17 protein-coding genes are annotated in these 23,812 nt (G+C 74.0%); 5 read left to right on the forward strand and 12 right to left on the reverse strand.

Annotation, left to right across the window (positions count from 1 at the left end; genetic code table 11):
- Positions 1-139: 139 nt before the first annotated feature.
- Positions 140-4,213 (forward strand): hypothetical protein, encoded by a 4,074-nt coding sequence (locus tag WMF20_RS20850; protein WP_437616179.1) that lies wholly within the window; start codon positions 140-142, stop codon positions 4,211-4,213.
- 198 nt (positions 4,214-4,411) lie between these two features.
- On the forward strand, positions 4,412-6,127 hold the full coding sequence (locus tag WMF20_RS20855) for a hypothetical protein (RefSeq protein WP_437616181.1): 1,716 nt from the start codon (positions 4,412-4,414) through the stop codon (positions 6,125-6,127).
- Between the two features lie 147 nt (positions 6,128-6,274).
- Here the strand turns inward: WMF20_RS20855 and WMF20_RS20860 are convergent, their stop codons facing one another.
- The 3 genes from WMF20_RS20860 to WMF20_RS20870 form a co-directional block, all read right to left on the reverse strand.
- Positions 6,275-6,517: a hypothetical protein gene (locus tag WMF20_RS20860; RefSeq protein ID WP_237245524.1), complete on the reverse strand. Its 243-nt coding sequence runs from the start codon at positions 6,515-6,517 to the stop codon at positions 6,275-6,277.
- Between the two features lie 53 nt (positions 6,518-6,570).
- The gene (locus WMF20_RS20865; RefSeq protein WP_437616183.1) at positions 6,571-7,851 is read right to left on the reverse strand and encodes a hypothetical protein; all 1,281 of its coding nucleotides are present in this window, start codon (positions 7,849-7,851) and stop codon (positions 6,571-6,573) included.
- A 139-nt stretch (positions 7,852-7,990) separates the two neighbouring features.
- A complete protein-coding gene (locus WMF20_RS20870; RefSeq protein ID WP_437616185.1) occupies positions 7,991-9,358 on the reverse strand; it encodes a hypothetical protein in 1,368 nt (455 codons plus the stop codon).
- A gap of 295 nt (positions 9,359-9,653) precedes the next feature.
- Between WMF20_RS20870 and WMF20_RS20875 the strand changes: the two genes are divergently transcribed.
- Complete coding sequence (locus WMF20_RS20875) at positions 9,654-11,576, forward strand: L,D-transpeptidase (RefSeq protein ID WP_437616187.1); 1,923 nt, start codon at positions 9,654-9,656, stop codon at positions 11,574-11,576.
- A 184-nt stretch (positions 11,577-11,760) separates the two neighbouring features.
- The gene (locus tag WMF20_RS20880; RefSeq protein ID WP_129576031.1) at positions 11,761-12,786 is read left to right on the forward strand and encodes a tetratricopeptide repeat protein; all 1,026 of its coding nucleotides are present in this window, start codon (positions 11,761-11,763) and stop codon (positions 12,784-12,786) included.
- A gap of 137 nt (positions 12,787-12,923) precedes the next feature.
- Here the strand turns inward: WMF20_RS20880 and WMF20_RS20885 are convergent, their stop codons facing one another.
- The 8 genes from WMF20_RS20885 to WMF20_RS20920 all read right to left on the reverse strand — a co-directional run bounded on the left by WMF20_RS20885 (position 12,924) and on the right by WMF20_RS20920 (position 20,960).
- Positions 12,924-13,403: an ATP-binding protein gene (locus WMF20_RS20885; protein ID WP_129576032.1), complete on the reverse strand. Its 480-nt coding sequence runs from the start codon at positions 13,401-13,403 to the stop codon at positions 12,924-12,926.
- Positions 13,400-13,984: a SpoIIE family protein phosphatase gene (locus WMF20_RS20890; protein WP_437616190.1), complete on the reverse strand. Its 585-nt coding sequence runs from the start codon at positions 13,982-13,984 to the stop codon at positions 13,400-13,402. The genes WMF20_RS20885 and WMF20_RS20890 overlap by 4 nt, the downstream gene beginning before the upstream one ends.
- Entirely contained in the window at positions 13,981-14,766 is a 786-nt protein-coding gene (locus WMF20_RS20895) for an anti-sigma regulatory factor (RefSeq protein ID WP_049949574.1), read from the reverse strand. Before WMF20_RS20895 ends, WMF20_RS20890 begins: the two co-directional genes overlap by 4 nt.
- Entirely contained in the window at positions 14,747-15,142 is a 396-nt protein-coding gene (locus WMF20_RS20900; RefSeq protein ID WP_020736301.1) for an STAS domain-containing protein, read from the reverse strand. Before WMF20_RS20900 ends, WMF20_RS20895 begins: the two co-directional genes overlap by 20 nt.
- Before the next feature lie 23 nt (positions 15,143-15,165).
- Complete coding sequence (locus WMF20_RS20905) at positions 15,166-16,515, reverse strand: STAS domain-containing protein (RefSeq protein ID WP_437616192.1); 1,350 nt, start codon at positions 16,513-16,515, stop codon at positions 15,166-15,168.
- A gap of 548 nt (positions 16,516-17,063) precedes the next feature.
- Entirely contained in the window at positions 17,064-17,753 is a 690-nt protein-coding gene (locus WMF20_RS20910; protein ID WP_129576036.1) for a tetratricopeptide repeat protein, read from the reverse strand.
- A 195-nt stretch (positions 17,754-17,948) separates the two neighbouring features.
- A complete protein-coding gene (locus WMF20_RS20915; protein WP_437616195.1) occupies positions 17,949-20,387 on the reverse strand; it encodes a DEAD/DEAH box helicase in 2,439 nt (812 codons plus the stop codon).
- A gap of 39 nt (positions 20,388-20,426) precedes the next feature.
- On the reverse strand, positions 20,427-20,960 hold the full coding sequence (locus WMF20_RS20920) for a hypothetical protein (protein ID WP_020736304.1): 534 nt from the start codon (positions 20,958-20,960) through the stop codon (positions 20,427-20,429).
- Positions 20,961-21,185: 225 nt separating this feature from the next.
- On the opposite strand from WMF20_RS20920, the gene WMF20_RS20925 reads away from it, so the two are divergent.
- Complete coding sequence (locus tag WMF20_RS20925; protein ID WP_437616197.1) at positions 21,186-22,670, forward strand: hypothetical protein; 1,485 nt, start codon at positions 21,186-21,188, stop codon at positions 22,668-22,670.
- Positions 22,671-22,680: 10 nt separating this feature from the next.
- On the opposite strand, the gene WMF20_RS20930 is transcribed toward WMF20_RS20925, so the two are convergent.
- Complete coding sequence (locus WMF20_RS20930; protein WP_437616199.1) at positions 22,681-23,619, reverse strand: hypothetical protein; 939 nt, start codon at positions 23,617-23,619, stop codon at positions 22,681-22,683.
- Between the last annotated feature and the right edge of the window lie 193 nt (positions 23,620-23,812).

The raw sequence follows: 23,812 nt of genomic DNA on the forward strand, positions 1-23,812 counted from the left end.
CCCAGCGGGCCCGGCGCTGCGGGTCGCGCTCCTCGGAGGGTTCCTTATGCCCCGCGTCATCAAGCATTTCTCCTCCATCCTTGTGCTCCTTGTCATCGCCGGATGTGCCGCATCGGGCGGCGGGTGCTCCGGCTGTGGAATGACCCCCCTCCCCGCCGGCTTCAAGCCCGCGGACCGCATCGAAAACGCCGGCTCGGCGCGGCTCACGCAGTCGGGCGTCGAGTTCCTCGAGCAGAACCTGGGCGTGCTCGGGCGCGCGCTGCTGGGCGGCGGGGACAGCGGCGTGATCACCTTCTCCATCCCGAAGTCCTCGGGCTCCGTGGCCGCCGGCATCGTCGATTACACCCTCTGTCCCGGCGGGGCCGATCCGGCGGCGACCCCCCCGGCGTGCGTGGCCGAGATCGACGCGGGGCGCGCGGCGCTGCAGATCCAGCCCAAGACGCCGCACAACCTGGTCATCCGGGGGCCTCTGCCGGTGCGGATGCAGCGCCTGCCCATCTTCCTCGACGGCGGCTTCCTGGGCGAGAGCACCCAGTACGTCACCCTCAACGGCAACGACGCGTGCCCGCCCGACGAGCAGACCTTCACGAACATCGATGTCGAGGTCGACCTCTCGATCGAGATCGACGTGAACCCGCAGCACTCGCGGCAGGGCTACTCGCGCGTCAAGGTGAACCGGCTCTCGATCGACGAGGATCAGCTCAAATCGAGCCTGCACCTCGACTGCGGGGGCACGTGGGTGGGCGATGCCCTCGATTTCGTGAAGCCGATCCTCACGATCTTCATGGGATCCATGTCCAACGCGCTGAAGGCTCAGCTCGACCAGCAGCTCTGTCAGAAGGCCGATCCGGCGCTGGATCCGGCCTGCCCCGACGGCACGAACGACATCGGCGGCGTCTGCCGCTACGGCACGCACGCGACCGACGAGTGCGCCTCGGTCCTGCTCGGCGTCGAGGGCCACCTCGACCTCGGCCGGCTGCTCGCGAGCTTCTCCCCCGGCACCCAGGGCGGGTTCGACCTCCTGCTCGCCGGCGGCGGCATGGGCGAGCGCGACGACGGCTCGGATCTCGCGTGGGGCGACCTCAACCCCGTCGGCAACGGGGTCACCCTCGGCCTCTACGGCGGCGCCGAGCCGCTGCCGATCTCGAAGTGTGTGCCGCTGTCGGACATCGCGCTGCCCACGGGCATTCCGATTCCGGATGAGCTCGTCGCCAACACCGTCTCCGGCTGGCCCGGCGATCTCCCCGGCCCGCACGTCGGTCTCGCGATCTCCGAGCGGTTCGCGAATTACGCCATGAACGGCCTCTACAACAGCGGACTGCTCTGCCTCGGGATCTCCACGGAGACGGTGCCTCTCCTCAACTCCGGCACGCTGGGGCTGCTCGCGGCGTCGGCCAAGGACCTCACGCTCCAGCACGAGTCGCAGCAGGTCGCGCTCGTCATCCGCCCGCAGGCGCCGCCGCGGGTCACCTTCGGCAACGGCACGGACGCCGTCGACGATCCGCTGATCCGCATCCAGCTCGAGCGGGCGAGCTTCGATTTCTACATCTGGTCGCTCGACCGGTTCATCCGGTTCATGACCGCGACGTTCGATCTCGATGTGCCCATGAACCTCGCGGTCACCCCCGAGGGGCTCACGCCGGTGATCGCGACGATCGGGGTCACGAACGGCGAGGTGACGAACAGCGCGCTCCTCCGGGAGAACCCCAGGTCGATCGCGGAGGCGCTGGGCAGCCTCATCGGCAGTCAGGTCGGGCAGCTGATCGGCAGCGGCCTGCCGGCGATCGATCTCGACGGGCCGCTCGCGCCGCTCGGGCTCTCGCTGATCCTCCCGGAGTCGGCCGAGGGGGCGGGCTCCCCCGGCCTGCGGAAGCTCACGAAGGGCCAGGACAACTACCTCGGCATCTTCGCGTCGTTCGCCACGGCGGCGCAGCAGCGCTCGATGCAGAGCGAGACGCGGGCCGAGCTGAGCCGCAAGGAGGTGCGGGCCGAGGGGCTCCGCCTGCCGACGATGACCCGCGACAACGGGCCCACGGCGCGGCTCGTCATGAGCTCGCCGCTCGACGACGGCACCCGGGTCGTCGAGTACTCGTACCGCGTCGACGGCGGCGCGTGGCGCCCGTTCACGCGCGAGCGCATCGTCGACCTGCGCGACGACTGGCTGCGGCTCCCGGGGCGCCACCTGATCTCGGTGCGATCGCGCGTCGCGGGCGACCCGCTGTCGCTCGATCCCACGCCGGCGACCGTGGAGATGGTGGTCGACGTCGATCCGCCGGTCATCTCGGTCGGCGCGGCGGTGGACGGGTGGGCGCCTCTCGAGGTGCGCGACCGGGTGTCGGACGCCGAGCGCGCGAAGGTGCGCGTGCGGCTCGACGGCGGGCCGTGGTCGGCGTGGTCGACGGCGGCGGAGATGCGGTCGGTGGACGTCGGCGGCGCCGCCGACATCGAGGTCGAGGCCGTGGACGAGGAGGGGAACCTCGGCACGGCGCGGCAGCCAATCCTCCGCGGCCGCTTCCCCGTCGACCCGTCGGCCGGCTGCGGCTGCGTCGTGGCCGGCGGCCCGGGCGACGGCCCGTCGGGCGGCCTCTGGCTCGGCCTCGCGGCCGCCGCGGCGATCGTGCGGCTCGCGCGGCGCGGCGGCGCCCGGCGCGGCGAGGCGCCTGCCCGCGGCGAGGCGCCTGCTCGCGGCGAGGCGCCGACGCGCGCGGCCCGGCGCGGCGTACGCGGCGCGCTGGCCGCCGTCGCCGTGACCGCGCTCCTCGGCTCGCACGCGGGCTGCTCGTGCAGCGACGAGCCGGTCGTGGAGGACCAGAAATGCGTCGCGCCCGACTGCATGACGCTGGAGCACGGGCTCATCGGGGCCTACACGTCGGTCGCGGTCGCCGCCGACAAGCGCACCGTCTGGGTCGCTGGCTACGCGGAGGCCGACTGGCGCAACGCGTTCCAGTGGGGCGACCTCGTGGTCGGCACGTGGGACGGCGAGGCCGTCGCGTGGGAGGCGATCGACGGCGTGCCCGCCGAGCCCCCGGTCGACCCGACCCGGTTCGACGCGAGCGGGTTCCGCGGGGGCCAGACCGAGCCGGGCGACGACGTCGGCCTCTGGACCTCGATCGCGATCGACCCGGAAGGCGAGCCGGCGGTGGCCTACTACGACCGGACCAACCGCGGGCTGAAGTTCGCGCAGAAGCAGGGCGACGCGTGGGCCGTGAGCTCCGTGCAGCAGGCGCCGAACAGCGACATCGGCCGCTACGCGAAGCTCCTCTTCGTGAAGGGGCTGCCCGTCATCGCCTACCTCGCGATGGAGCCCGGCGAGGGCGGCGCGGTCACGTCGAGCGTCCGGCTCGCGACCGGGGAGAGCTCCACGCCCGGGGAGGGCGCGTGGCGGTTCGAGGACGTGGCGACGGACGAGGCGACGCCGTGCCGCGAGTTCCTCTGCGGCGCGGGGACGAAGTGCGTCCGGTCCACGGGGCGCTGCGTGAAGCCGCTCGCGAGCGGCGACTGCGCGCCGGTGTGCGCCTCGGGACAGGCGTGCATCGACGACGACGGCTCGCCGGCGTGCGCCGCGATCTCCGACGGGAACCGGACCGAGACGTACCCCGAGGCGATCGGCGACTACATCGCGATGGCCCCGGACAACGCGGGCGGGTTCGGCCTGGCGTTCTACGATCGCATCCGCGGCGACGTGGTGATCGCGTCGCGATCGGCGGGGGCGTGGGAGACCCGGATCGTGGACGGCGCGGCGCCGGACGGGACCGACACGGGCGACGTCGGCATGGGCGCGTCGCTGTTCATCGATCGCGCCGGCGACTGGCACCTCGCCTACGCGGACGGCCGCTCCGAGGGGCTGCGGTACGCGCGGGTGAAGGGCGGCGAGGAGGTCGAGGCGCCCGAGGTGGCGGACGACGGGCTCGGGATCGAGGGCGTCCCCTTCGCGGACGGGCAGCACCTCGTCGGCGACGACGCGAGCGTGTTCGTGACGGCGGCCGGGGAGGTGCGCATCAGCTACCAGGACGCGACGAGCGGGACCCTGCGGCTCGCGATCGGGACGAAGAGCGGCGACGGCCACAGCTGGCTCGTGCAGGAGATCGAGCAGGAGGGGTTCGCGGGCGCCTTCTCCCGGATCATCGAGGTGGACGGGAAGCTGCTCATCGCGAACTGGTGGCGCGTCGGCGGCCAGACCACGAAGGGCGACGTGGCGCTCGTCGCCCCCTGAGCCCCCGCCAGGCGCGGCGCCCGGCCCGGCGAGGCGCGGGGCGCCGCGCGGGTCTCCGGCGGGAGCATGCGGCCGGCGGATCGCCCTTGATCCGGCGATCCGCCGACTGGCTATGCTCCGGTCGGCGCGACCGGGGCGCGGTGCGTCCTCTGCAACGATGTGCAGGCACAGCGAAGCGCCACAGGAAAGGCTTGGACGATGAGAGCGACGGAACGGACGAGCAGCACGGCGGTGAGCAACGCATCCCCTCCCCCCTCCGGCGGAGCGCAGGCCGAGATCGGCGCGCCGTCGCGGCGCGCCGCGCGCCGGCGGAGGCTCGGCATCCCCTTCCTGTGGATGCTCCCCGCCGCGTCGGCGGTCGTGGCGTTGCAGCTCGTCGGGTGCTGGCCGCTGTCCTACTCCGAGGATTGCGAGGACGACGCCAGGTACTGCCCCCCCGCAGGGACGGGGACCGGCGGCGCTCAACCCGACCCGACGTGCGCCCCGGATCCGACCCAGGACGCGAGCACGGTGACGGAGCGGTGCGCGGTGTTCGCGAGCGCGGACGCGGCGTCCGGCGGCGACGGGACCAAGGCGCGGCCGTACGCGTCGCTCGCGGACGCGATCGCGAACGCGAACGGCAAGCGGGTGCTGGCGTGCTCGAGCGGCGTGTTCGAGGAGAGCGTCACGGTCAAGGCGCCGGTCGAGGTGATCGGCGGCTTCGACTGCGCCGCGGACTGGACGTGGAGCGAGCAGGCGCGGAGCGCGATCGAGGGCCCCGCCGACGAGGCGGCGCTCGCGCTGGCGGCGGACGCGGGCGGGGTGAAGGTCCAGAACTTCACGATCCGCGCGGCCGACGCGACGAAGCCGGGCGGGTCGTCGGTCGGCGTGGCGGTCGCGGACATCGAGGCCGAGCTCGTGCGCGTCGACGTGATCGCGGGCGACGGGATGAACGGCGCGCGGGGCGAGACGCCGACGAGCCCGCAGAGCGGAGCGAGCGCGCCGGACGACGTCTCGGATACGTGCGACGGAACGGTCTACGGCGGCGTGCCCGGCGTGACGGTCTGCGACGATGGAGAGACGCGCGGCGGCGTCGGGGGGCTCGGTGGAAAGACCGGGGAAGACGATGGGCGCGGGCAGGACGGCACCGCCGGCACGCCGCCGCCGGGAGAGAACCCCGCGGGGGCCGGCGTCGGCGGCGTCGGATATGGACAGCCGGATGCGCTGACCAACTGCACGCGCGGAGGAGAAGGCGCGCCGGGCGACAACGGCCAGACCGGCGCCCCTGGCAGCGGCACCCTGCTGACGCTGGCCGGTGTCAGCGGAGGCGACGGCAAGGGCGGCACGAACGGTGCGCGCGGTCAGGGCGGAGGGGGCGGCGGCGGCGCGAAGGCGGGGAGGTTCTGCGCGGCCGGCAGCGGCGAATGGAGCGACGGCGCCGGGGCCAGCGGCGGCGGCGGTGGGGCCGGCGGCTGCGGGGGCAAAGGAGGGGGCGGCGGCAAGGCCGGCGGGTCGAGCATCGGGATCCTCAGCCTGGGGACCAGGCTGGCGCTGACCGAGGTGAACATCACGGTCGGCGCAGCGGGCCACGGAGGCACGGGCGGCGACGGAAGGCGCGGCGGCAACGGCGGCAGCGGCGCCGTCGGTGGCTCGGTGGATGACGATATAGGTCCGGGCGCCCGGAAGGGCTGCGACGGCGGCCCCGGCGGTCCCGGGGGCGACGGCGGCGCCGGCGGCGGCGGCCGGGGAGGCCACGCGGTGGGCATCGCCTACGCGGTCGCGCCGAGCGCGCCGGCGACGGTGCAGTTCGCCGCAGGCACGGCCGGCGAGGGCGGCCGCCCCGGGGTCGGAGGCGCGGATGCGAACGCCGGCGCGCCCGGGGTGAGCGGCGCCTGCTGGGACTTCGCCACGAACACGACCTGCGCGCCGCAGTGAGCCGCAGCGCGGCGCCGTCACGCGCTCACAGCGAGCCGCAGCGCGGCGCCGTCACGCGCTCACGACCGCTCCCAGCGAGCCGCAGCGCGGCGCCGTCACGCGCTCACGACCGCTCCCAGCGAGCCGCAGCGCGGCGCCGTCACGCGCTCACAGCGACGCCGCGCCGATCTCCGCGATCGCGGGGCCGCTCACGCGCGCGCGCTCGGCGGCCACGAGCTCCAGGAGCTCCTGCCGGGTCGCCTGGCCGCTCTCGAGCAGCTCGCGCATCGCGCCGTCCACGTAACCCTTCGCGCGCGCCAGGCGGGGAGCGCTCTCCCCGCCCTCCCGCGCGATCAGCATGTCGTGCAGCATCCGCCTGAGCCCCGCCATCGCCTCGGTCTTCGAGCGCATCGCCATCACCTCGCCCGATCGGCCTAGCGGAGGCGGCGCGCTCCGGCCAAGTTTCAGGCGCGCGGCAGCCTGCTCAGCGCGGCGTCCGCGGCCGCGCGCTCGATCCCCGCGAGCGCGACCCCCGGGCCCTTCCGCGGGACGAGGACCACGCGGCAGCGGCCGCGGGCCGCCGTCTCCACGTGCGACAGCCCGAAGTCGAGCGCCGCGCCGAACGCGAACACCAGCGCGCCCATGCCGAGCAGCTCGGGGGAGCCCGCCCGCGCGCCGTCGACGAGCAGCGACACGCCGAGATACGTCCCCAGCCCCAGCGCCACGAGCCCCGCGTAGAGCCCGAGCCGCGGGTAGCGCACCTCGCGCGTCGCCCGGAGGAGCGACTCGACCGGGATGTACGTCTCCTGCTCTCGCAGCGTCCGGCCGAACAGCTCGGTCCGGCTCCGGACGGTCACGCCCCTCGGGCTGATCTCCACCGCGGCCGGCCGGCGGTACCGCAGGAGGAACCGCCCCGCGAGCCGGACGACGTGCATCGCCAGCAGGATCCCGGTCGCCGCCAGCAGCACGAGCGCCACCGGCCCGCGCGGCGGCGGCGACAGCTCGCCCGCGAGCCGCCCCGGCGCCCGGCCGTCGCCCTCCGCCCAGCCCTCGTCCCCGCTCGCCCCCGCGCCGCCCTGCGCGGCGTCGCCGCCCGCGGTCGACGCGCCCGGCGCGCGGCTCGGCCGCCGGCCGGGCGACACCGCGTCGCGCAGCAGCGACCGCACGATCGGGTCGCGCACCTCGTCCACCAGCGACCCGGCCTCGGCGCGCGCGTCCGGCGAGGCGCTCCCCCGCAGCGCGGCCGCGGCGATGATCGCGCCCGCCCGGCCGAGCTGCGGCAGCGCGCCCTGGTCGGCGCGCCGCACCAGCGCGGCGACCGCCCGCCAGAGCCCCGCGGCGCGCTCGCCCAGCGCGGCGTCCAGGGCGGTCAGCGCGTCGACCGAGGTGTACGTCGCCAGCCAGACGAGCGCCTCGGCCACGCGCCCCTCCGCGTCCGGCCCCTCGGGCGGCGAGAGGGCGACCCCGCGGGCGAGCAGCGTGGCGAGGAGCACCCGGGTCGCGCTCCCCGCGCCCTCGCTGGTGCCGCGCTCGAGCGCCCGGATCACGTTGCCGAAGCGGGTCTCCGCGTCGGCGACCGACAGGCCCGCGCGGTCCACGAGCTCCGCGAGGCCGCCCTCCAGGGTGGTCCGCCGCTCGTCCGCGGCGGCGAAGGCCGCCGTGTGGACGACCCGCGCGAGGTCGTCGCCATGGGGGTGTCCGGCAAGCTCATCGAGCACGGCGTGCGGAGAGTGATCGGGCGTCATCGTCGCGGGCTGGTCGGATTAACTGAACGCCGCCCCTTTGGCTAGTGTTCCGAGCGGCCCCGGTGGGGCATCGCGTCCCCCCGAGGCGCGCGCGACCGTCCTTCGCCCCGCGCGCCGCCTCTTTTCCGCGCCGCGCGCGCTACTTCCTCCGCGCGGCGGCCTGATCCCGCAGCGCCTGCTCCACGAACCCCATGATCAGCTTGAGCTGCCGGTTCGTGACGTGGAGCTTCGACCAGATGACCTTCCCGTCGGTGTTGAAGGTGACCTCATCCACCACGTCGATGCGCGTGATCCCCAAGTTGATGGTCCGGATCGCGTTCAAGGTCCTCGTGAGCTCCTGCGCGTGAGCCAGCGCATCTTCAGCGGATTCGTCGGCCGCCGTGAGGGTCAGGTCGGCGCCCCCGTCCTTGGTCGGCGTGACCGTGAGCCGCATCCACGCGATGCTCTTCGGGAGCGCCTGGACCCCGCGGAAGGCGTTCGCCGGCGTGAGCATGGAGATGACGATGCCCGCCGCCGACGATTTGTTGAAGCCTTTCATGGACTTCAACTTGTATAATTGACCTTCTTCTTCAGCGGGAAGGACCACCAGCAGCCGCCGGTCCGGGACCAGCGCGAAGATGCGCTCGCTGCGGTCGGCGGTGGCCCGGGCGGCGGGGACGGGGGCGTCCTCGATCCACGATCCGTTGGAGCGCCGGACGACGACGTCGACCGCCGCGCGCATGGCCTCCTCGGGCGCCCGGTAGTCCATGACGGCGACGACCTTGCTGGAGTCGCGGAGCTGCGGCCCGGCGATGAGGAGGTGGTCGATGTCCCGGATCGGGTCGACGGCGGTGTCCTGGAAGAAGGACTGCCACTGGGGGATGGTCGTCAGGATCCGGCCGAACCACTCGCCGAGCTCGTGGCTGCGCAGCCGATCGCCGGCGATGAGCACCTGCACGTTCGGGTCCTTCGACGCGAGCTTGCCCGGCGCGCCCGCGACGCTCAGCGGGGTGCGGAGGTTCGGGTGATCGCTGTCATCGCCCGTGCCCCCGTCCCCGGCCGCGTCCGGGCCCGCGTCGCCCGGCGGCCGGCGGCGCGGCGGCGTGGGCGCGCCCGCGTCCGGCGCCTCGGGCGCGGCGCTGGCCGACGCCGCGGGAGGGGGCGGCGTGGGCGGCGGCGTCGCGGTCGCGGCGGCGCCCTCGCCGCCGGGCGTCGCCTCGACGCCGGTCGCGGAGGGCGCCGCCGCGACCGCGCTGGGATCGTCCGCGAGCAGATCGAGATCGATCGGGACGATGGTCTCGCCGGCGTCGTAGTCGGTCAGCTCGCCCCGCAGCGCGAACATCGCCTCGAGCCACGAGAACAGCGGGGTCGGCAAGAGGGGCAGGTGCAGGAGCAGCGCGACGGCCGCCGCGGTCGCCAGCGCGCGCCGCGAGGCGGCGCGGACGAGCGGGACGACCCCGGCGCCCAGGCCCGCACGCCGGGCCGAAGTCGTGTTGTTCGAGCCACGCCCCGGGGTCCGTTCCGCCACGGCGGTACCCTAGCAGCCGCCGTCCGAACGGCATCCGCACCGCGGACGGCGCGCGCGCCGTGCGTGCGCCCTCCGTCGGGGCTGCGTGGCATGTCGTTCGCTCCGGCGACGCTCATGCGACGCCGCATGCCCCGGCGCCCGCCGCGGCGAAACCGAGGGACGCGCGCTCCGCAGAGAAGTGGATCGACACGTGAGTGACCAGGTACTAAGACCGCCGAGCCGACCCGACCCTACGGGTCGATCAAACGACCGCGAGGCCCGGGATGGCCGGTCCTCGCCCAACGCTGTGGATGCGATGAACCGCTCTCAGGCGCCCCGCCCCCGCGGGCAGAACGACCCCGCACGATCGCACGGCAGCGGCAACGTCCGCACCGGCGGCGCGCGGAAGCCGCAACCTGCGCCGGACGCCGGCCGCTCCGCGGGCGGCGCCGCGCGCTCCTCGCTCGTCTCCAGCGCGCTCGGGTTCATCGCCGCGGCCGCCTTCGCCGGCACCGCGGCGTGGGCGAGCGGCTGCCAGGGCGAGGCGCCCCCCGGCCCCTCCACCGAGGGCAAGTCGCCGCCCGAGCGGACGTCGTCGCTCCCCCGCCCGTCGCCCACCTCGTCGGCGCGAGCGATCGCGTCGGCCGACGCCCCCAAGGAGGCGCCGAGCGCCGCGCCCTCGGCCGCCCCGGAGCCGCCCGCGCCCGACAAGCCCTACACGGGTCCGCTGCTCGGCTCGATCGTGCCGCAGGCGGCGGTCTACCCGACGATGGAGTTCTCGAAGCAGCGGCTCGGCTACATCCGGCTCGGCAGCAAGGTGCCGGTCGATCCGAAGCCGATCAAGGGCGGCAGCTGCGCCAAGGGCTGGTACCGCCTCCTCGACGGCGGCTACGTCTGCGGGAGGTCGGCCACGACCGACCTGTCGAACCCGCAGGTGCGCCTCGGCATCACGGCGCCGAACCTCGACGACGTCCTCCCGTACAAGTACGCGTTCAACACGACGCACGGCACGCCGCTCTACCGCTCCGTCCCCTCGAAGGACGAGATGGCGCGCTACGAGCCGTACCTCGAGTCGTCGAAGCGCAAGAAGAGGGAAGAGGAGCGGCAGCGCGCCGAGGAGCTCTACGAGGAGACCGAGAAGGAGGTCGCCGCCGCGGCGGCGGCCGCCGCCGCGCGCCCTTCGGCGAGCCCGCCCGAGGCGACCCCGGTGGCCGCCGTCACCACGGAGGCGTCTGCGGCGGAGAACAAGGCGGCGGCCGTCGCCGCGGCGGCGTCGCTCGGCATCGTGGCCCCGGCACCGGTCGAGGAGGAGCCCGAGAAGCCCTGGTGGGAGAACGTCGACGACAAGGGCAAGCCGCGCAACGTCACGCTCGCCGATCTCGACAAGGACGCCGACGCGACGGTCGCGAAGCGGATGGTGAAGGGCTTCTTCGTCGCGGTCGACAAGACCTTCGGGTGGAACGGCCGCACCTGGTACAAGACGACCGCGGGGCTCGTCGCGCCGAGCGACCGCATGTACATCATCAAGCCGCCGTCCTCGCAGGGCATCGACTTCCCCGAGGGCGCGAAGTCGGTCGGCTTCATCCTCGCGAAGACGGCGAGCAAGTACCAGTTCGACGCCGAGATGAAGTCCGTCTCCGTGGCCGGCTCGCTCGAGCGCTTCGCCGCGTTCGGCCTCACGGGCGACGTCCACAAGCACAAGTCGGTCGTCTACCGGAAGACCACCGAGGGCTGGTGGATGAAGGGCGCCGACGGGACGTACACCGAGCTCGGCACCCCGCCGCAGGACCTCGCGCCGGGCGAGAAGTGGATCGACGTGAACCTGTCGCGCAAGACGCTGGTCGCCGTCGAGGGCGACAGGCCCGTCTTCGCGGCGCTCATCTCCCCGGGCAGGCGCTCGAAGGAGAAGAAGAAGGACCACCCGACGCTGACGGGGGTGTTCCGCATCCGCGAGAAGCACATCGCGACCACGATGGACGGCGACGGCACGGTCGCGGGCGACCTGCCGTACAGCATCGAGGACGTGCCGTTCGTCGCGTACTACGACGGGTCGTACGCGCTCCACGGCGCCTTCTGGCACTCCAACTTCGGCCGGGAGATGAGCCACGGCTGCGTGAACCTCTCGCCGCTCGACGCGAAGAAGGTCTTCTTCTGGAGCGAGCCCAGGCTGCCCCGCGGCTGGCACGGGGTCTGGTCCACGCCGGAGAACCGCGGGACGCTCATCTCCATCCACGAGTGAGCGCGACGCGATCGGGCCCGACCCTGGAGACGGGGCGCCGCCGGCCGCTCCCGCGGGCGCCTGGCCGGCGGCCGAGCTCGGCGCTAGAAATCCGGGCAGGTCGTGTTCGGAACAGCTTGAACGGTCGCTTTGACAGGGCTCCCTCTTGACTCTGGAGCCCCCTTCGCACACTTGTGGAGCCGCCATGGACCAGTTCTCGGCGCACCTCGATCGCGGGTGGGATCTCGTCCAGCGCGGGGACACGCGCGGAGCAGAGGCGTCGGCCCGGCGGGCGCTCGAGCTCGATCCGAACTCGCCGGAAGCTCACAACCTGCTCGGCTTCGTCGCCGCCCTGGAGGGCGAGGGCGAGGAGGCCATCGAGGCGTATCGCCAGGCGATCGCCCTCGACGACACGTACCTGGAGGCGATGCTCAACGCCGCCGAGGTGTACATCCACCCGCTCGGCGATTTCGATCAGGCGATCGAGATGTGCGACCAGGCGCTCGACCTGGCCGAGGTCGACGAGGAGATCATCGACGCGCTCCTCCTCAAGTTCGACGCGCTGCTCGGCAAGGGCGATCTCGACGAGGCCGCGCAGGTCGCCGCCAGGATCCCCGACGGCCCGTACGACAACCCGAACCACACGTTCCTCGTGGGCCGCGCCTTCTACGAGATCGGCCAGGCCGACAAGGCCGCCGCGCTCATCGAGGAGGCGGCGCTCAAGGACCCGCGGCACGCCGAGGCCCACTACTACCTCGGGCTCATCCGCGACGAGCGGGGCGATGTCCGCGGGGCGACGCAGGCGTTCCTGCGCTCGCGCGAGCTCGACGTCGAGCTCGGCATGCCCCCCTGGGCGCCGAGCCGCGACGGCTTCATGACGCTCGCCCAGAAGACGATCGCCGCGCTCAACCCCGTGCTCCGCCGGTACGTCGAGGGCGCGGAGCTCTACATCTCCGACGTGCCCGGGATGGAGCTCGTGGCCGAGGGGGTCGATCCGCGCGCGCTGGTGCTCCTCGACGGCCTCAACGCCGACGAGCGCGAGCGGGGCCTGCGCGGCAGCGCCGAGGTCCACCCGTGCGCGCGGGTCTTCGTCTACGCCCTCAACGTCGCGCGCCTCGCGGGCAGCATCGAGGCGCTCGACCGCGAGATCAACCTCGCGCTCGAGCGCGAGATCACCGCGACGTTCCTCGAAGCCGAGCAGAACGAGCGGACCGAGAAAGAGCTCAACTGACGTCCGCCGTCGCCGCGGTCGTCAGCCGACGCCTGCGCGCGTGATCGGCCGCGATCGGTGATCGGTGTCCGCGGGCGCGACGAGCCGCTGCCGCTCGGCGCTTCGGAGGCTCGCGCGCGGCAACGGGCGCGCGGCGCCTACTTCCACTTGACGGCGATCACCTCGGTGCTGATGCCGGGCGAGGAGCGGATGACCACGGAGCTCATCAGCCGGTGCACGGCGCCGAGCCCGACGCCGAGGCCCTGGCCGGGCATCCTCGGCGCGAGCCGCGCGGAGCTCGACGAGGACGGGCTGCGATCGCTCTTCGGCCCCACATCCTCCAGGATCGCGAGCTTCGGGTCGATGCCGGGGCCGGAGTCGCGCACGATCACCTCGACGCCCCAGCGGCCGCTGCCCGCCTGCGCGTCCTCGCGGATCGCGCGGATGCTGATGCTGCCGCCGCCGCCGTGGCGCACGGCGTTCGACACGAGCTCGGCGATCGCGATCGCGAGCTCGTGCTGCGCGCGCTCCGAGAGCCCAGCCCAGCGCGCGATCTGCGCGCCCTCGGCCGCGCAGGCGAAGCGATCCTCCTCGCGCGTGACGGGGATGCTGAAGACCGGCGGGCTGCGCTGCGTCACGAAGGGACCCTGTCGCGGAGCATCGCGACCACGCACGTCGCGTCGTCGAACGACTTCTTGTGGACCTCGACGATCCGGCGCGCCATCTCCTCCGGATCGAGGTCGCGGAACGCGCCGAGATCGAAGCCGCTGGAGATGCCGTCCGAGTGCAAGAGGACGACGTCGCCCGGCGCCACGGGGAAGCGAAAGCTGCGGAGCCGCCGCACGCGCCGCCCGAGGATCCCCGCGGAGCAGAAGATCGGCATCGCCGTGCGCGTGATCGCCTTCATCGCGATGTTGCCGACGCCCGAGAACTCGAGCTCGCCGGCGCCCTCGTCGATGCGCAGGAGCGCCGCGGCCGCCCCGCGCGTCGACGCGAGCTGCTCCCCTGCCCCGGTCAAGAGGTCCTCGAGCGGCATCGACGCGTGGTCCTCCACGTAGCGACAGAAGGCGGAGGCCGCCTGCGCTGCGTGGGGACCATGGCCGAGCCCGTCCGCGAGGCCGATCAGCGCCCAGGATGACTGCCGGACCACCACCACCTCGTCGCCGGCGACCTCCTCGCCGGCCGCGACGCAGCACGCGGTCCCGATCGCAATTGTCATCCGAGGTACTTCCTGACCGTCACGGTCGTCCCCGCGCCGGGCGCCGTCTTGACATCGAACGCATCCATGAGCGCCTTCGTGCCGCGGAGCCCCGCGCCCATGCCGTGGCGCGAGCGGTACTTGCCGCTCAGGATCTCCTGCAGGTTCGAGATCCCGGGCCCGTGGTCCTGCGCGATGATCTCGATCGCGCGCATCGGCGAGGTGAGCGAGCGGACGACGATCTGCCCGTTGCCCGCGTACCTCACGATGTTGCGCCCGAGCTCGGAGATCGCCGTGACGATCTTCGTCTGCAGGACGTCGCTGACGAGGTGCTCGATGCAGAGCTCGCGGCCCGCAGACCGCGCGCGCAGCACGTCCTCCTCGTTGCGCACGTCGATGGTGATCTCGCGCGGCGCAGGGGCGGCGTGATCGAGCTCGCCGAGCTCGGTGATGCACCGATCGAGCTGCGCCTGGTCGCGGACGAACAGCTTCACCCCGCGCTTGACCTCGACGAGCAGGCGCCTGAGATCGCCCTCGCGCGCGTAGAGCGGGTCGACCTTCGCCTGCCGAATGCCGCAGTCGATGACGCTCTTCCTCACCGCGGGCGAGAGGAACTGCGCCAGCACCGTCTCGATCTGATCCGTGATCGAGCGGCCGACGATCTGCGGAGACGACGGCACAGGGCCGCGCGCCGATTGCGGCGAGCTCGGCATGCGCGTCGACACCGGTCCACCGGACCGGCTCGACGGCGGCCCCGTGGCGCCGCCGCTGGAGGGCGGTCCGTCACGAGGAGGGATCTTCATGCGTCACCTCGTTCGTGAGCTCGGGCGGCATCAGGTCGTCCTCCGCGGACGGCGCGAGCATCTCGACGGCGCGCTCCAGGTTGAGCGCCGTCACGACGCCAGGGATCTCCAGATCCATCTCGACCAGGGCGATCGCGACCGCGGGGCGCAGGCCGCACACCGCCGTCCGGACGCCCATCAGCCGAGCCGTGAGCGCGATGTCACGGATGGCGCGGGTGAGATAGCTGTCGAGAATCTCGACACCGGAGAGGTCGACGATGAGGCCGCGGGGCGAGCGCGATTCGATCGACCCCGTCACGTCGTCGCGCAGCTGCTCGACCTGCCCGTCGGTTAGCCCGCCCTGCACCGAGACGATTAAATTCCCGAAGAGGCCCACGATGGGGACCCTACCCGCTTGCATCAAGTGGACGTCTCCTTCCTCGCGCTGAGCTGCAGCTGTGACGTGGTCATGGGACCGCTGCCCGACGGATCGAACGCGGCCCCTTGGCCGCCAGGGGTGAAAGGCTGTCCTGCCTGCTTCTCGTCGCCCTTGGCCGCGGCGCGGCGGCCGCCCATGAGGGACGAGAGCGTCGGCTTCTGGCCGGCGAGCGCCAGGCTCTCGCGCAGCGCGTGCTTGAGGTTGCGCGCGGCGCGCACGGAGCCGAGGTTGATGCCGAGCTCCACCATCGTCTGCGCGACCGCGGGCCTGACCCCGGTGATGCGGCACCGCGCGCCGAGCAGCTCGACCGCCTTCATCAGCTTCATGAAATGGTCGGCCGTCCGCGTGTCGATCACCTCGACGCCCGTCACGTCGATGATGACGTAGCGCGACTGGCGGCGGACGATCTCGTCGAGCAGCCGCTCCATGATCTGCGCGCTCCTCCGCGAGTCGACGACGCCGATGATCGGCAGCGCGAGGACGTCGTCCCAGAGCTCGAGGATGGGCGTCGAGATCTCGTCGATGGCGTAGCGGAGCCGCTCGACGAGCTCGCTCTTGGCGCTCTCGCTCTCGACCAGGTCGCGGTTCTTCGCCTCGAGATCCTCGATGAGGCGCTTCTTCTCGGTCGCGTCGCGGAAGACGGCGACGGCGCCGGAGATCGAGCCGTCCTTGCCCCGCATCGGGCTCGCGCTGACCGTCAGGAACAGCCCCGCCGACGGGCCGGGATCGAGGCGCGCGTCGGCGAACGTCGGCGGCAAGCGGACCGAGCGCGGCTCGCCGTCGTCCGCCTGCGGCCCCGAAGCCGGGGCGAGGGTCGCCATGGCGCTGCCCGGCGCGCCCTGCGGCAGGCGCGCGAGCCGCGCGTCCTGCTCCGCGGGCTTCCTCACGAAGAGCTCGACCTGATCGACCGTCTCGCCGCGCAGGGCGCGCACGAGCGGGTGCTCGGACGTGGGCCAGGGCGTCGCCTGGTCGGGGAAGAACAGCGTGGCCTCGCCGGGCTCCGGCTCGCCGTTCGAGGCGACGTCGAGGGACGCGCGGCCGAGCATGTGCTCCGCGGCCGGGTTGCGCATCAGGAGCTCGCCCTCGTGGTCCACGACGGCGACGCCGTCGGCCATGCTGTCGAGCACGAGCTTGAAGATGCCCGCTTGCCGCCGCAGCTCGTCCTCCGAGCGGGCCAGCTGCTCGCCGCGCTCGCGCGCCTCGCCCCTCGCCTGGTCGAGCTGCGCGGCCTGCTCCTTCGCCGCGCGCTCGCGCTCCTCGATCTGCTGCTCGAGCGTCGCGATGCGCTCCGTGAGCCTCGCTATCTCTTGCCGCAGAGCTTCTTCGCTCATCGCGAGTTCTCCGTCGTGAGCCCGCGCCCGCCGTGTAGCGCGTCCCTCCGGTGCGCGGCGCGGCGAGCCGCGTCGCAGGCTCGCCCGACGTCTGCGCGCCGGGAGGAGGAGACGCGCAGGCCGGACGAGGGGGCCGCGGAGGGCGCCTGGCGCTCCGTCGTCCTGTCCGTCCTTTGCACGCTCGTGACGCTCATGTCTTCTCCTCGCAGGGTGCCCTCTCCCGAACGGGGACCGTGTCCAGCACCAGTCGAGAAACACAGCTTATCGCCAACCGGGCAACCCACCGTCAAGCTTCGCGTCGGCGGTGCGTGTCGCTTGTGGCGACGGCATCCGCAGTCGCCCAGACGAGGTAGCCCGTGCCCGTACAACCTCGCTGTGCCCTGCGTCACGACGGACGGCGCCTGCCGCGCCGCAGCGCAGCCGAGCCCGGCCGCCGACGACCGGCGGCTCCCCTGCTCGGAGGTGCGGATGAAGGGCCCGAGCACACGTGAGGTTCCTCGCGTGGGGCGCTCTGCGGCGGTGCGCACGGGAGCGGGCGGGCGGGCGGCTCAGTCGCCGAGGCTCTGGCGCTCGCGCGCGCGCCGCCGCTTGGTCTTGCGCTTCGAGTCGGCCGGGCGCTGAGGGTCGGGCCCGCTCTCGCCCGCGGTCGGCGCGCCGGCGTCGAGCCAGCGCCACAGCGCCATCTGGTCGGCCGTCGCCCCGTGGCGGATGGCGCGCTTCAAGATCTTCTTCGCGAGCACCAGCTTGCCGCACCGGGCGAGCGCGTGGGCGTAGCTCGCGGCGATGTCGGCCTCGCCCGTCTGCGCCTCGGTGGCTTGCGCCAGGAGCGGCAAGGCGTCGTGGGGACGGTTCAGGGCGACGTCGTACAGGTGGCCCAGGTTGTGGGCGTACCACGGGTTGTCGGGCGCGATGGCCAGGGCGCGCTCGTAGGCGCGCGCGGCGTAGCGGTAGTTGCCGAGCAGCGACTGCGCGAGGCCGAGCACCGCCCACGCGCCGTCGTCCTCCCCGTGGAACTGCAGCACGCGGCGCGCGAAGAGCGCGGCGCGCCACGGGTCGTGCTCGACGCCCATCTCCGCGAGGTGGCGGTGCGCATAGAGCCACGGCTCGCTGCCGGGCGCCGTCGCGCGGGCCAGACGCGCGAGCAGCGGGAGAACCCTGTCCGCGTCGAGCTTGTCAGCAAGCGCTCGATCGATGTCCCGTCGAAGCCGGTCGATATCCTCCGCTCCACTGCGCGCCATCCCTTCCGTGATACGACCAGTGGGCGAGCTTGGCTAGCGCGTTGCGCGCCGGGCAGTGCCGCCTGGACGGCGTCGCACGCGAGCGCCCACCGACGTACGCCGGCGGGCGGTGTCTGGCACGCGCGGCGGCATCGCGAAACGCCAGCGCGGAGCCCGGTCCGCCGCCTCGACTCGGCGGACCGGCGTGCCCCGCGCTCAGGCGTCTTCCGTCACCTCTTCGGCGCTTGACGTGCGCTCGCGAGCCTGCTCCGCGCGCGCCTCCTTGCCCGCGATCGTCGCGCCGTTCAGCGCCGCCACGACCCGCGCGAGCTCGGCCTTCGGGACGCTGACGAACGCGTTGCGCTCGCGCACGCGGATGCGCCGGATGTCACCCTTGGCCATCCCCGCCCGCTCGATGAGCGCGCGCTGGAAATCTGCCGCGCGCGCGCCGTCGCGGCGGCCGAGGTTGATGAAGACCTCGACGAACTCGCTGTCCGCCTCGTCGCGCGAGGGCTCGGCGCGCGGCGGCTCGCCGGGCTCGCCGCTCTCGATCTCGACCGCGGGCTCGCCGACGAGCGCGGGCGAAGCGCCGCTCGCGCGCTCGCGATCGCCGCCGCGCGACGCGGGCGAGCCGGGCGGCGGGGAGGGCGGCTCGCCGAGGATCGGCTCGTCGTCGCCCTCCTCCTCCGGCGGCTGCCACATGGTGAAGTCGGCGTGGCGGGAGAACGGCTGGCCCTGCGCGCCGCCGCGGCCGGGCGCGGCGGCGACGCCGGCCGCGGCGGGGCCGCGGCGCGCCGACAGCAGCGTCGCGGTGCCGGGCCGCTCGCGCAGGCGCTCCGCCGGGCCGCGGCCGGGCGCGCCCTCGCCGCGCGGCGGCTCGATCCGCATCAGCGGCTCCGGCCGCGTGAGCGGCTCGACCGAGACGGGCCCCTCGTCGCGCGCCCTCGCCACCTCCGGCCGGCGCGGCTCGCTCCGCGCGTCGTCCCCGGCCGGCGCGTCCGCGCCGCGGGGCCCGCGCCGCCCCTCGTCCCGCCGCAGCCGCAGCGACCTGCGATCGCGATCCCGCCCGCGGTCCCGATCGCCCTCGCGCGCGCCCTCGCGCTCGCTGCTGCGCTCCGTCTCCGGCGAGCGCGGATCGACCGAGTCGGCCGCGCGCGGGATCGCGCCCTGCGCCGCGCGCCCCTCGCCCCGCGCGCTCGCGCCGCGCGTCGCGGGCTCGGGCCGGGTCGAGGGCTCGGCGCCCTCGCGCGCCGCCGCGCGCGGCTGCTGGGCGCGCCGCGCGGCGCTCGCCTCCTCCTGCGCCGTCGGCCGCGCGCCGAGGTGATCGCGCAGGAGGCCCGCCACGATCGCCTCGGCCTGGTCGTGCGTGAGCAGCCGGCGCGCGAGCGAGAGGTCGTCCGGGTGCGTGCCCTTCGGCAGGAACGCCTCGGCGAGCAGCGCGACGAGGTCGGCCTCGGCGCGCGTCTTGAGCTCGCCCTCCGTGGGGAGCTGCTTCTCGAGCGGCCGGATCTTGTACGTCAGCCGGAGGATGTAGAGCGGCCCGACGTCCTGCGGCGTGATCAGCGCGATCGCCGTGCCGGTGCGCCCCGCGCGGCCGGTGCGGCCGGTGCGGTGCACGTACGCCTCGGCGTCCTGCGGGAAGTCGTAGTTGATGACGTGCGTGAGGTGCGAGATGTCGATGCCGCGGGCCGCCACGTCGGTGGCGACGAGGAAGCGCAGGCGCCCCTCGCGCGTCGCGCTCATCACCTTCTCCCGATCGGACTGCGGCAGATCGCCGTTCAGCCAGTCGGCGTCGTAGCCCTGGCGCTTCAGCGCCGCGGCGACCGTCTCCGTCTCGTCCTTGGTGTTGCAGAAGACGACCGCGTTCTCCGGGTTCTCGACCTCGAGGATCCGGATCAGCGACGTCAGCTTGTCGCCCGTGACGAGGTAGACGTAGTGCTGGATCTGGAGCGCGCCGACCGCGTCGCCGGAGAGGGTGATGAACTCGGGCGAGCGCAGCTTGCTGCGCGCGATGCGCTCGATGTCGGGCGGGAGCGTCGCCGAGAACAGCAGCGTCTGCCGCTCCGGCGGCAGCTCGGCGAGGATCGCGGTGAGCTCGCGCTCGAAGCCCATCGAGAGCATCTCGTCGCACTCGTCGAGCACCAGCAGCCGGATGTGCTTGGCGACGATCGTCCCGCGGCGCAGGTGGTCGAGCACGCGGCCCGGCGTGCCGACGATGACCTGCGCGCCGGCGGCGAGCGCGTCGATCTGCCGCTGCATCGGCGCGCCGCCGTACACGGCGACCACCTTGACGCCCTTGCGCTTGCCGAGGCGCTCGACCTCGGCGGAGACCTGGAGCGCGAGCTCTCGCGTCGGGCAGAGCGCGAGCACCTGCGCCTGCGCGAGCGAGCGCTTCACGGCGTGGTCGACGATCGGGAGCCCGAAGGCCGCCGTCTTGCCGGTGCCGGTGCGCGCCTGCACGACCGCGTCGCGCCCGCGCGTGACCGGCTCCCAGACGGCGAGCTGCACCGGCGTCGGGTGGACGTAGCCAATCTCCGCGAGCGTCTCGCGCAGCTCGGACGACAGGGGCAGCACATCGAAGGTGGGCGGCGGCTGGGGCTTTTCGCCGGTCTGCGCTTCACCCGCCACTGCGGCAGGGGGAGAAGGAACGGTCATATCGGTCATATCGTCCTGCGTGATCGCCGCGTCGGGGTATTATCTCGGGGACACGGGCCCAAGCTGGCCATCGACGATCGCCCGGACCCGGCGCCGTAGCGGAGCCAGATCGCCTGCCTCGCGCCGCGCTGCGTGCTCCTCCGCATAGCGGAGCCGCTCGATGGCGTCGAGAGCGCGCTCGTTCTCGGCGGAGCCCCGGCACGAGGCGGCGACTCCGTCCCGGTAGCCCCACGCCGGAGCGAGCGTGCTCCGGAACCGGGCGAGGGCGGCGTCCTCCCCGTCGGTCCCCGGGGCGGCCTCCCTGGCGCGCTCGACGGCCCGGACGAGCGCCAGGAGGCCCTCCTCGCAGCTCCCGTAGGGCGACGGCGCGGCCGGCAGGAAGAAGACCTGCCGGATCACCTGGAGGGTGCACGAGACGATGATGAGCGCGGCGAAGCTGTAGTAGGCGACCAGGGCGACGCGCCGGCCGCGGGCGCGAGGCCCGCCGGGGCGCCGCCGCCCGCCGGGCGATCGCGCCTCGGTCCCAGGCACGGCCGGGGCGGGAGCGATGGGCGCGGGAGCTTGGGCGGGCATGAGAGCAGCGGTTCCTTGGGCGGGATGGGGTGCGCGGGCGCTCGCGCGGCGGCGGGCGGCCGCTCCTCGTCTCAATTCGTCGTGGTTCGCTGGCCGGGGAGCCTCGTCGCCGGGCCCGGCCACCGCGGGTCGGGCTCCGCTTCCGCGGTCCCTTCCGTGCGGGCCAGTGCTATCACCTCGACGCGGGCGCGACGAGATGCTGTTGGACCGGAGGGGCAGCGCGAGGTGACCGAGACGACCGCGCCGCGCCGCGCCGCCCGCCGCCCCGCCGCGGCGCTCGCCGCGCTGGCCCTCGCCCTCGGCCCGCCGCGGGCCGCGCCGGCCCAGCCGCTCCAGGACAACGCGTACACCATCGACCTCTTCCAGGGGCCGATCCTGGCGCCGCTGCGCGTGACCGGGATCGCCGGCGCGTACGCCGCCTACGCCGAGGGGATCGCCGGCATGGTGGCCAACGCCGCCGCGCCCGCGGTCCGGGAGCCCTTCAGCGTGAAATGGCTCGAGTGGGACGTCGCCGCGTCGATCTCGCTGCCCATCGAGCTCTTCGGGGACAACGATTTCGACAACAACGACTTCGACAACAGCGGCGACATCGACCTCGACTACTCGAACTTCGTGTACCTGACCCTCGGCGCCCAGCTCCAGGTGGGCGATTTCGGCCTCGGGGTCAACGCCGAGCTGCAGCGGTACTCGCTCGTGGACGACGGCGGCGCCGAGACCACGGTCGTGACCGGCAAGTACCACTTCCTCGGCGGAGCCCGCCTGCTCGGCGACGCGGTCGTGCTGGGCGCCGGCGCCCGCGCCGTGACGCTCGGCCTCGGCGCGGAGCAGACCAACCTCACGATCGCGGGCATCTCCCCGGAGCTCGGGGTGCTCGTCCGCCCCGACTGGGCGTCCTACCGGATCGGCGCGACGTTCCGCTTCCCCGTGAACGGGGGCCGGCTGCTCGGCGAGGGGGTGGTCACGGACGGGAACGTCCGCCGCGCCGGCGGGCTGATCCTGCCGAACGAGGTCGTCCTCCCCTGGGAGCTCGAGCTCGGGCTCGCCGTCCAGGTGGGGCCGCGCCCGCTCAACCCGGCGTGGATCAACCCGCGCGAGCAGGAGCGGGAGCTCCGCCAGGCGATCGCGCGCAGGCGGGCCGAGCGGGAGGCGCGGCGGGAGCGCGAGCTCGCCGAGATCGCCGACCCCGAGGAGCGCGCCCGGCGGGCGCGGATCTTCGCGCTGGAGAGAGCGCGCGAGCGCGAGGCCGACGAGCGCGCGCTCGCCGCCGGGCCGGACCTGCTCGAGAAGGAGCGGCGCGCCCGCTACTGGAACTGGCCGCGCGAGCACCTGCTCATCACCGCGGAGCTCCTCGTCACGGGCGCGGTGTCGAACGGGGTGAGCCTCGAGAGCTTTCTGGCGCAGAACCTGCCGGAGAGGGCCGGCGACGACTCGGCGGTGGGCACGTCGGGCGCGCACGTGAGCTTCTCGCCGCGGTTCGGGATCGAGACGGAGCCGATCCCGGGCCGCGTGCACACGCGGTTCGGGAGCTACTACGAGCCGAACCGCTACGGCGGCGTGGGGCGGCAGCACTTCACCTTCGGCGCGGACATCCGCGTGCTGACGACGACCTTCTGGGGGCTGATCTCCGAGGCCGCCTACACGCTGCAGGCGTCCATGGACGTCGCGCCTCGTTACGAGAGCGTGAGCGCCGGCGTCGGCGTGTGGCACTGAGCGCCGCGGCTCACGCCGACAGCGCGCGGCGGCGGTGCTCGGCGAGGAGCACGCGGAGGTGGCTCATCCGGGCGGGGTCGCGCCTGCCGAACTCGTCGAGCGCCGCGGCGACCGCGACCGGCGCGCCGCCGCGCGGCTCCTTGCGGAGCGCCCGCGCCGCCAGCGCGAGCGCGCGCGGGCGCAGCACCTCGTCGATGCAGAGCCGCACGGGGGGCGGCCGCCACACGGCGTCGCGGTAGCCCCCGGGCGGCGGGGGCTCCGCGGCCGACGCGAGGCCGTCCGCCTTGGCCTGCATGGCCGCGAGGATCTCGCGCTCGATCGCGCTGCCCTCCTCGCGATCGCCGGCGCGCTCGATCGTGAAGATCGCGTGGGCCGCGCCGCGCCGCGCGGCGCCGAGCCAGTCCTTGCGCCAGCGCACCGCCGTGGCCCGGCTGATGATCGCCTCGCCGCGCGCGACGAGGCCCGTGAAGGCGCTGAGCATCAGCACCTCGAACGGCGAGAACGCCTCGTGGCCCTGCGCTCCGACGAGGCGCGAGAGGTTCGCGGCCACGACCGGGAGCCCCGCGTCGATCGCGTCCGAGGAGCAGAAGAGCGTCGAGCCCGCGCTCGTGGGGCGGAACTCCGTCAGGCTCACGCCCTCGCCGGCGCCGTACCACCCGAAGAGCGTGCTCACGGTGCCCCAGCGCGCGCCGTCGGCGGAGCAGTACGACCACGTGGTGCCCCAGAGCTCGAAGAGCGAGCGCACGATCCACCGCGCGAGCCTCACGCCGAGCCACAGGATCGCGACGAACAGCGCCGCCGAGGCGAGGGAGCTGTCCGCGGACTCGGCGAGGCCGGTCAGGAGCAGCGCGTAGAGCGCCGAGTAAGCGAGCAAGAGGCCGCTCGTGATGGCGCTCAGGAACAGCTCGATCCTCGGCGACGCGCCGCGCTTCTCGCAACGTCGCCACACGGCGCGATGTGGGGGCTCGCCGCAGCGGGCGCAAGGGTCGGCGGCGCCGCATCGCCGTCGCTTTCCGCAGCCGAGGCAGATGTCGTTCGGGGGCAACCGGCTTGGCATCGGTGATCCAGAATAGTGGCGCATCCGCGCTCCGCCGCCATCACTTGGGCCGCCGCGCGGCCCCCGCCCACGGTTTCGCACACAC

This window comes from Sorangium sp. So ce834, assembly GCF_051521425.1.
GTDB lineage: Bacteria > Myxococcota_A > Polyangia > Polyangiales > Polyangiaceae > Sorangium > Sorangium cellulosum_D.

Bases quoted from the DNA above. Each gene is read 5' to 3' on its own strand.
- WMF20_RS20860 (WP_237245524.1), bottom strand. From the start codon at position 6,517: ATGCGCTCGAAGACCGAGGCGATGGCGGGGCTCAGGCGGATGCTGCAC.
- WMF20_RS20905 (WP_437616192.1), bottom strand. From the start codon at position 16,515: ATGAGCGAAGAAGCTCTGCGGCAAGAGATAGCGAGGCTCACGGAGCGC.
- WMF20_RS20915 (WP_437616195.1), bottom strand. From the start codon at position 20,387: ATGACCGTTCCTTCTCCCCCTGCCGCAGTGGCGGGTGAAGCGCAGACC.
- WMF20_RS20910 (WP_129576036.1), bottom strand. From the start codon at position 17,753: ATGGCGCGCAGTGGAGCGGAGGATATCGACCGGCTTCGACGGGACATC.
- WMF20_RS20865 (WP_437616183.1), bottom strand. From the start codon at position 7,851: ATGACGCCCGATCACTCTCCGCACGCCGTGCTCGATGAGCTTGCCGGA.
- WMF20_RS20920 (WP_020736304.1), bottom strand. From the start codon at position 20,960: ATGCCCGCCCAAGCTCCCGCGCCCATCGCTCCCGCCCCGGCCGTGCCT.
- WMF20_RS20855 (WP_437616181.1), top strand. From the start codon at position 4,412: ATGAGAGCGACGGAACGGACGAGCAGCACGGCGGTGAGCAACGCATCC.
- WMF20_RS20850 (WP_437616179.1), top strand. From the start codon at position 140: ATGACCCCCCTCCCCGCCGGCTTCAAGCCCGCGGACCGCATCGAAAAC.
- WMF20_RS20890 (WP_437616190.1), bottom strand. From the start codon at position 13,984: ATGACAATTGCGATCGGGACCGCGTGCTGCGTCGCGGCCGGCGAGGAG.
- WMF20_RS20880 (WP_129576031.1), top strand. From the start codon at position 11,761: ATGGACCAGTTCTCGGCGCACCTCGATCGCGGGTGGGATCTCGTCCAG.
- WMF20_RS20875 (WP_437616187.1), top strand. From the start codon at position 9,654: ATGAACCGCTCTCAGGCGCCCCGCCCCCGCGGGCAGAACGACCCCGCA.
- WMF20_RS20895 (WP_049949574.1), bottom strand. From the start codon at position 14,766: ATGAAGATCCCTCCTCGTGACGGACCGCCCTCCAGCGGCGGCGCCACG.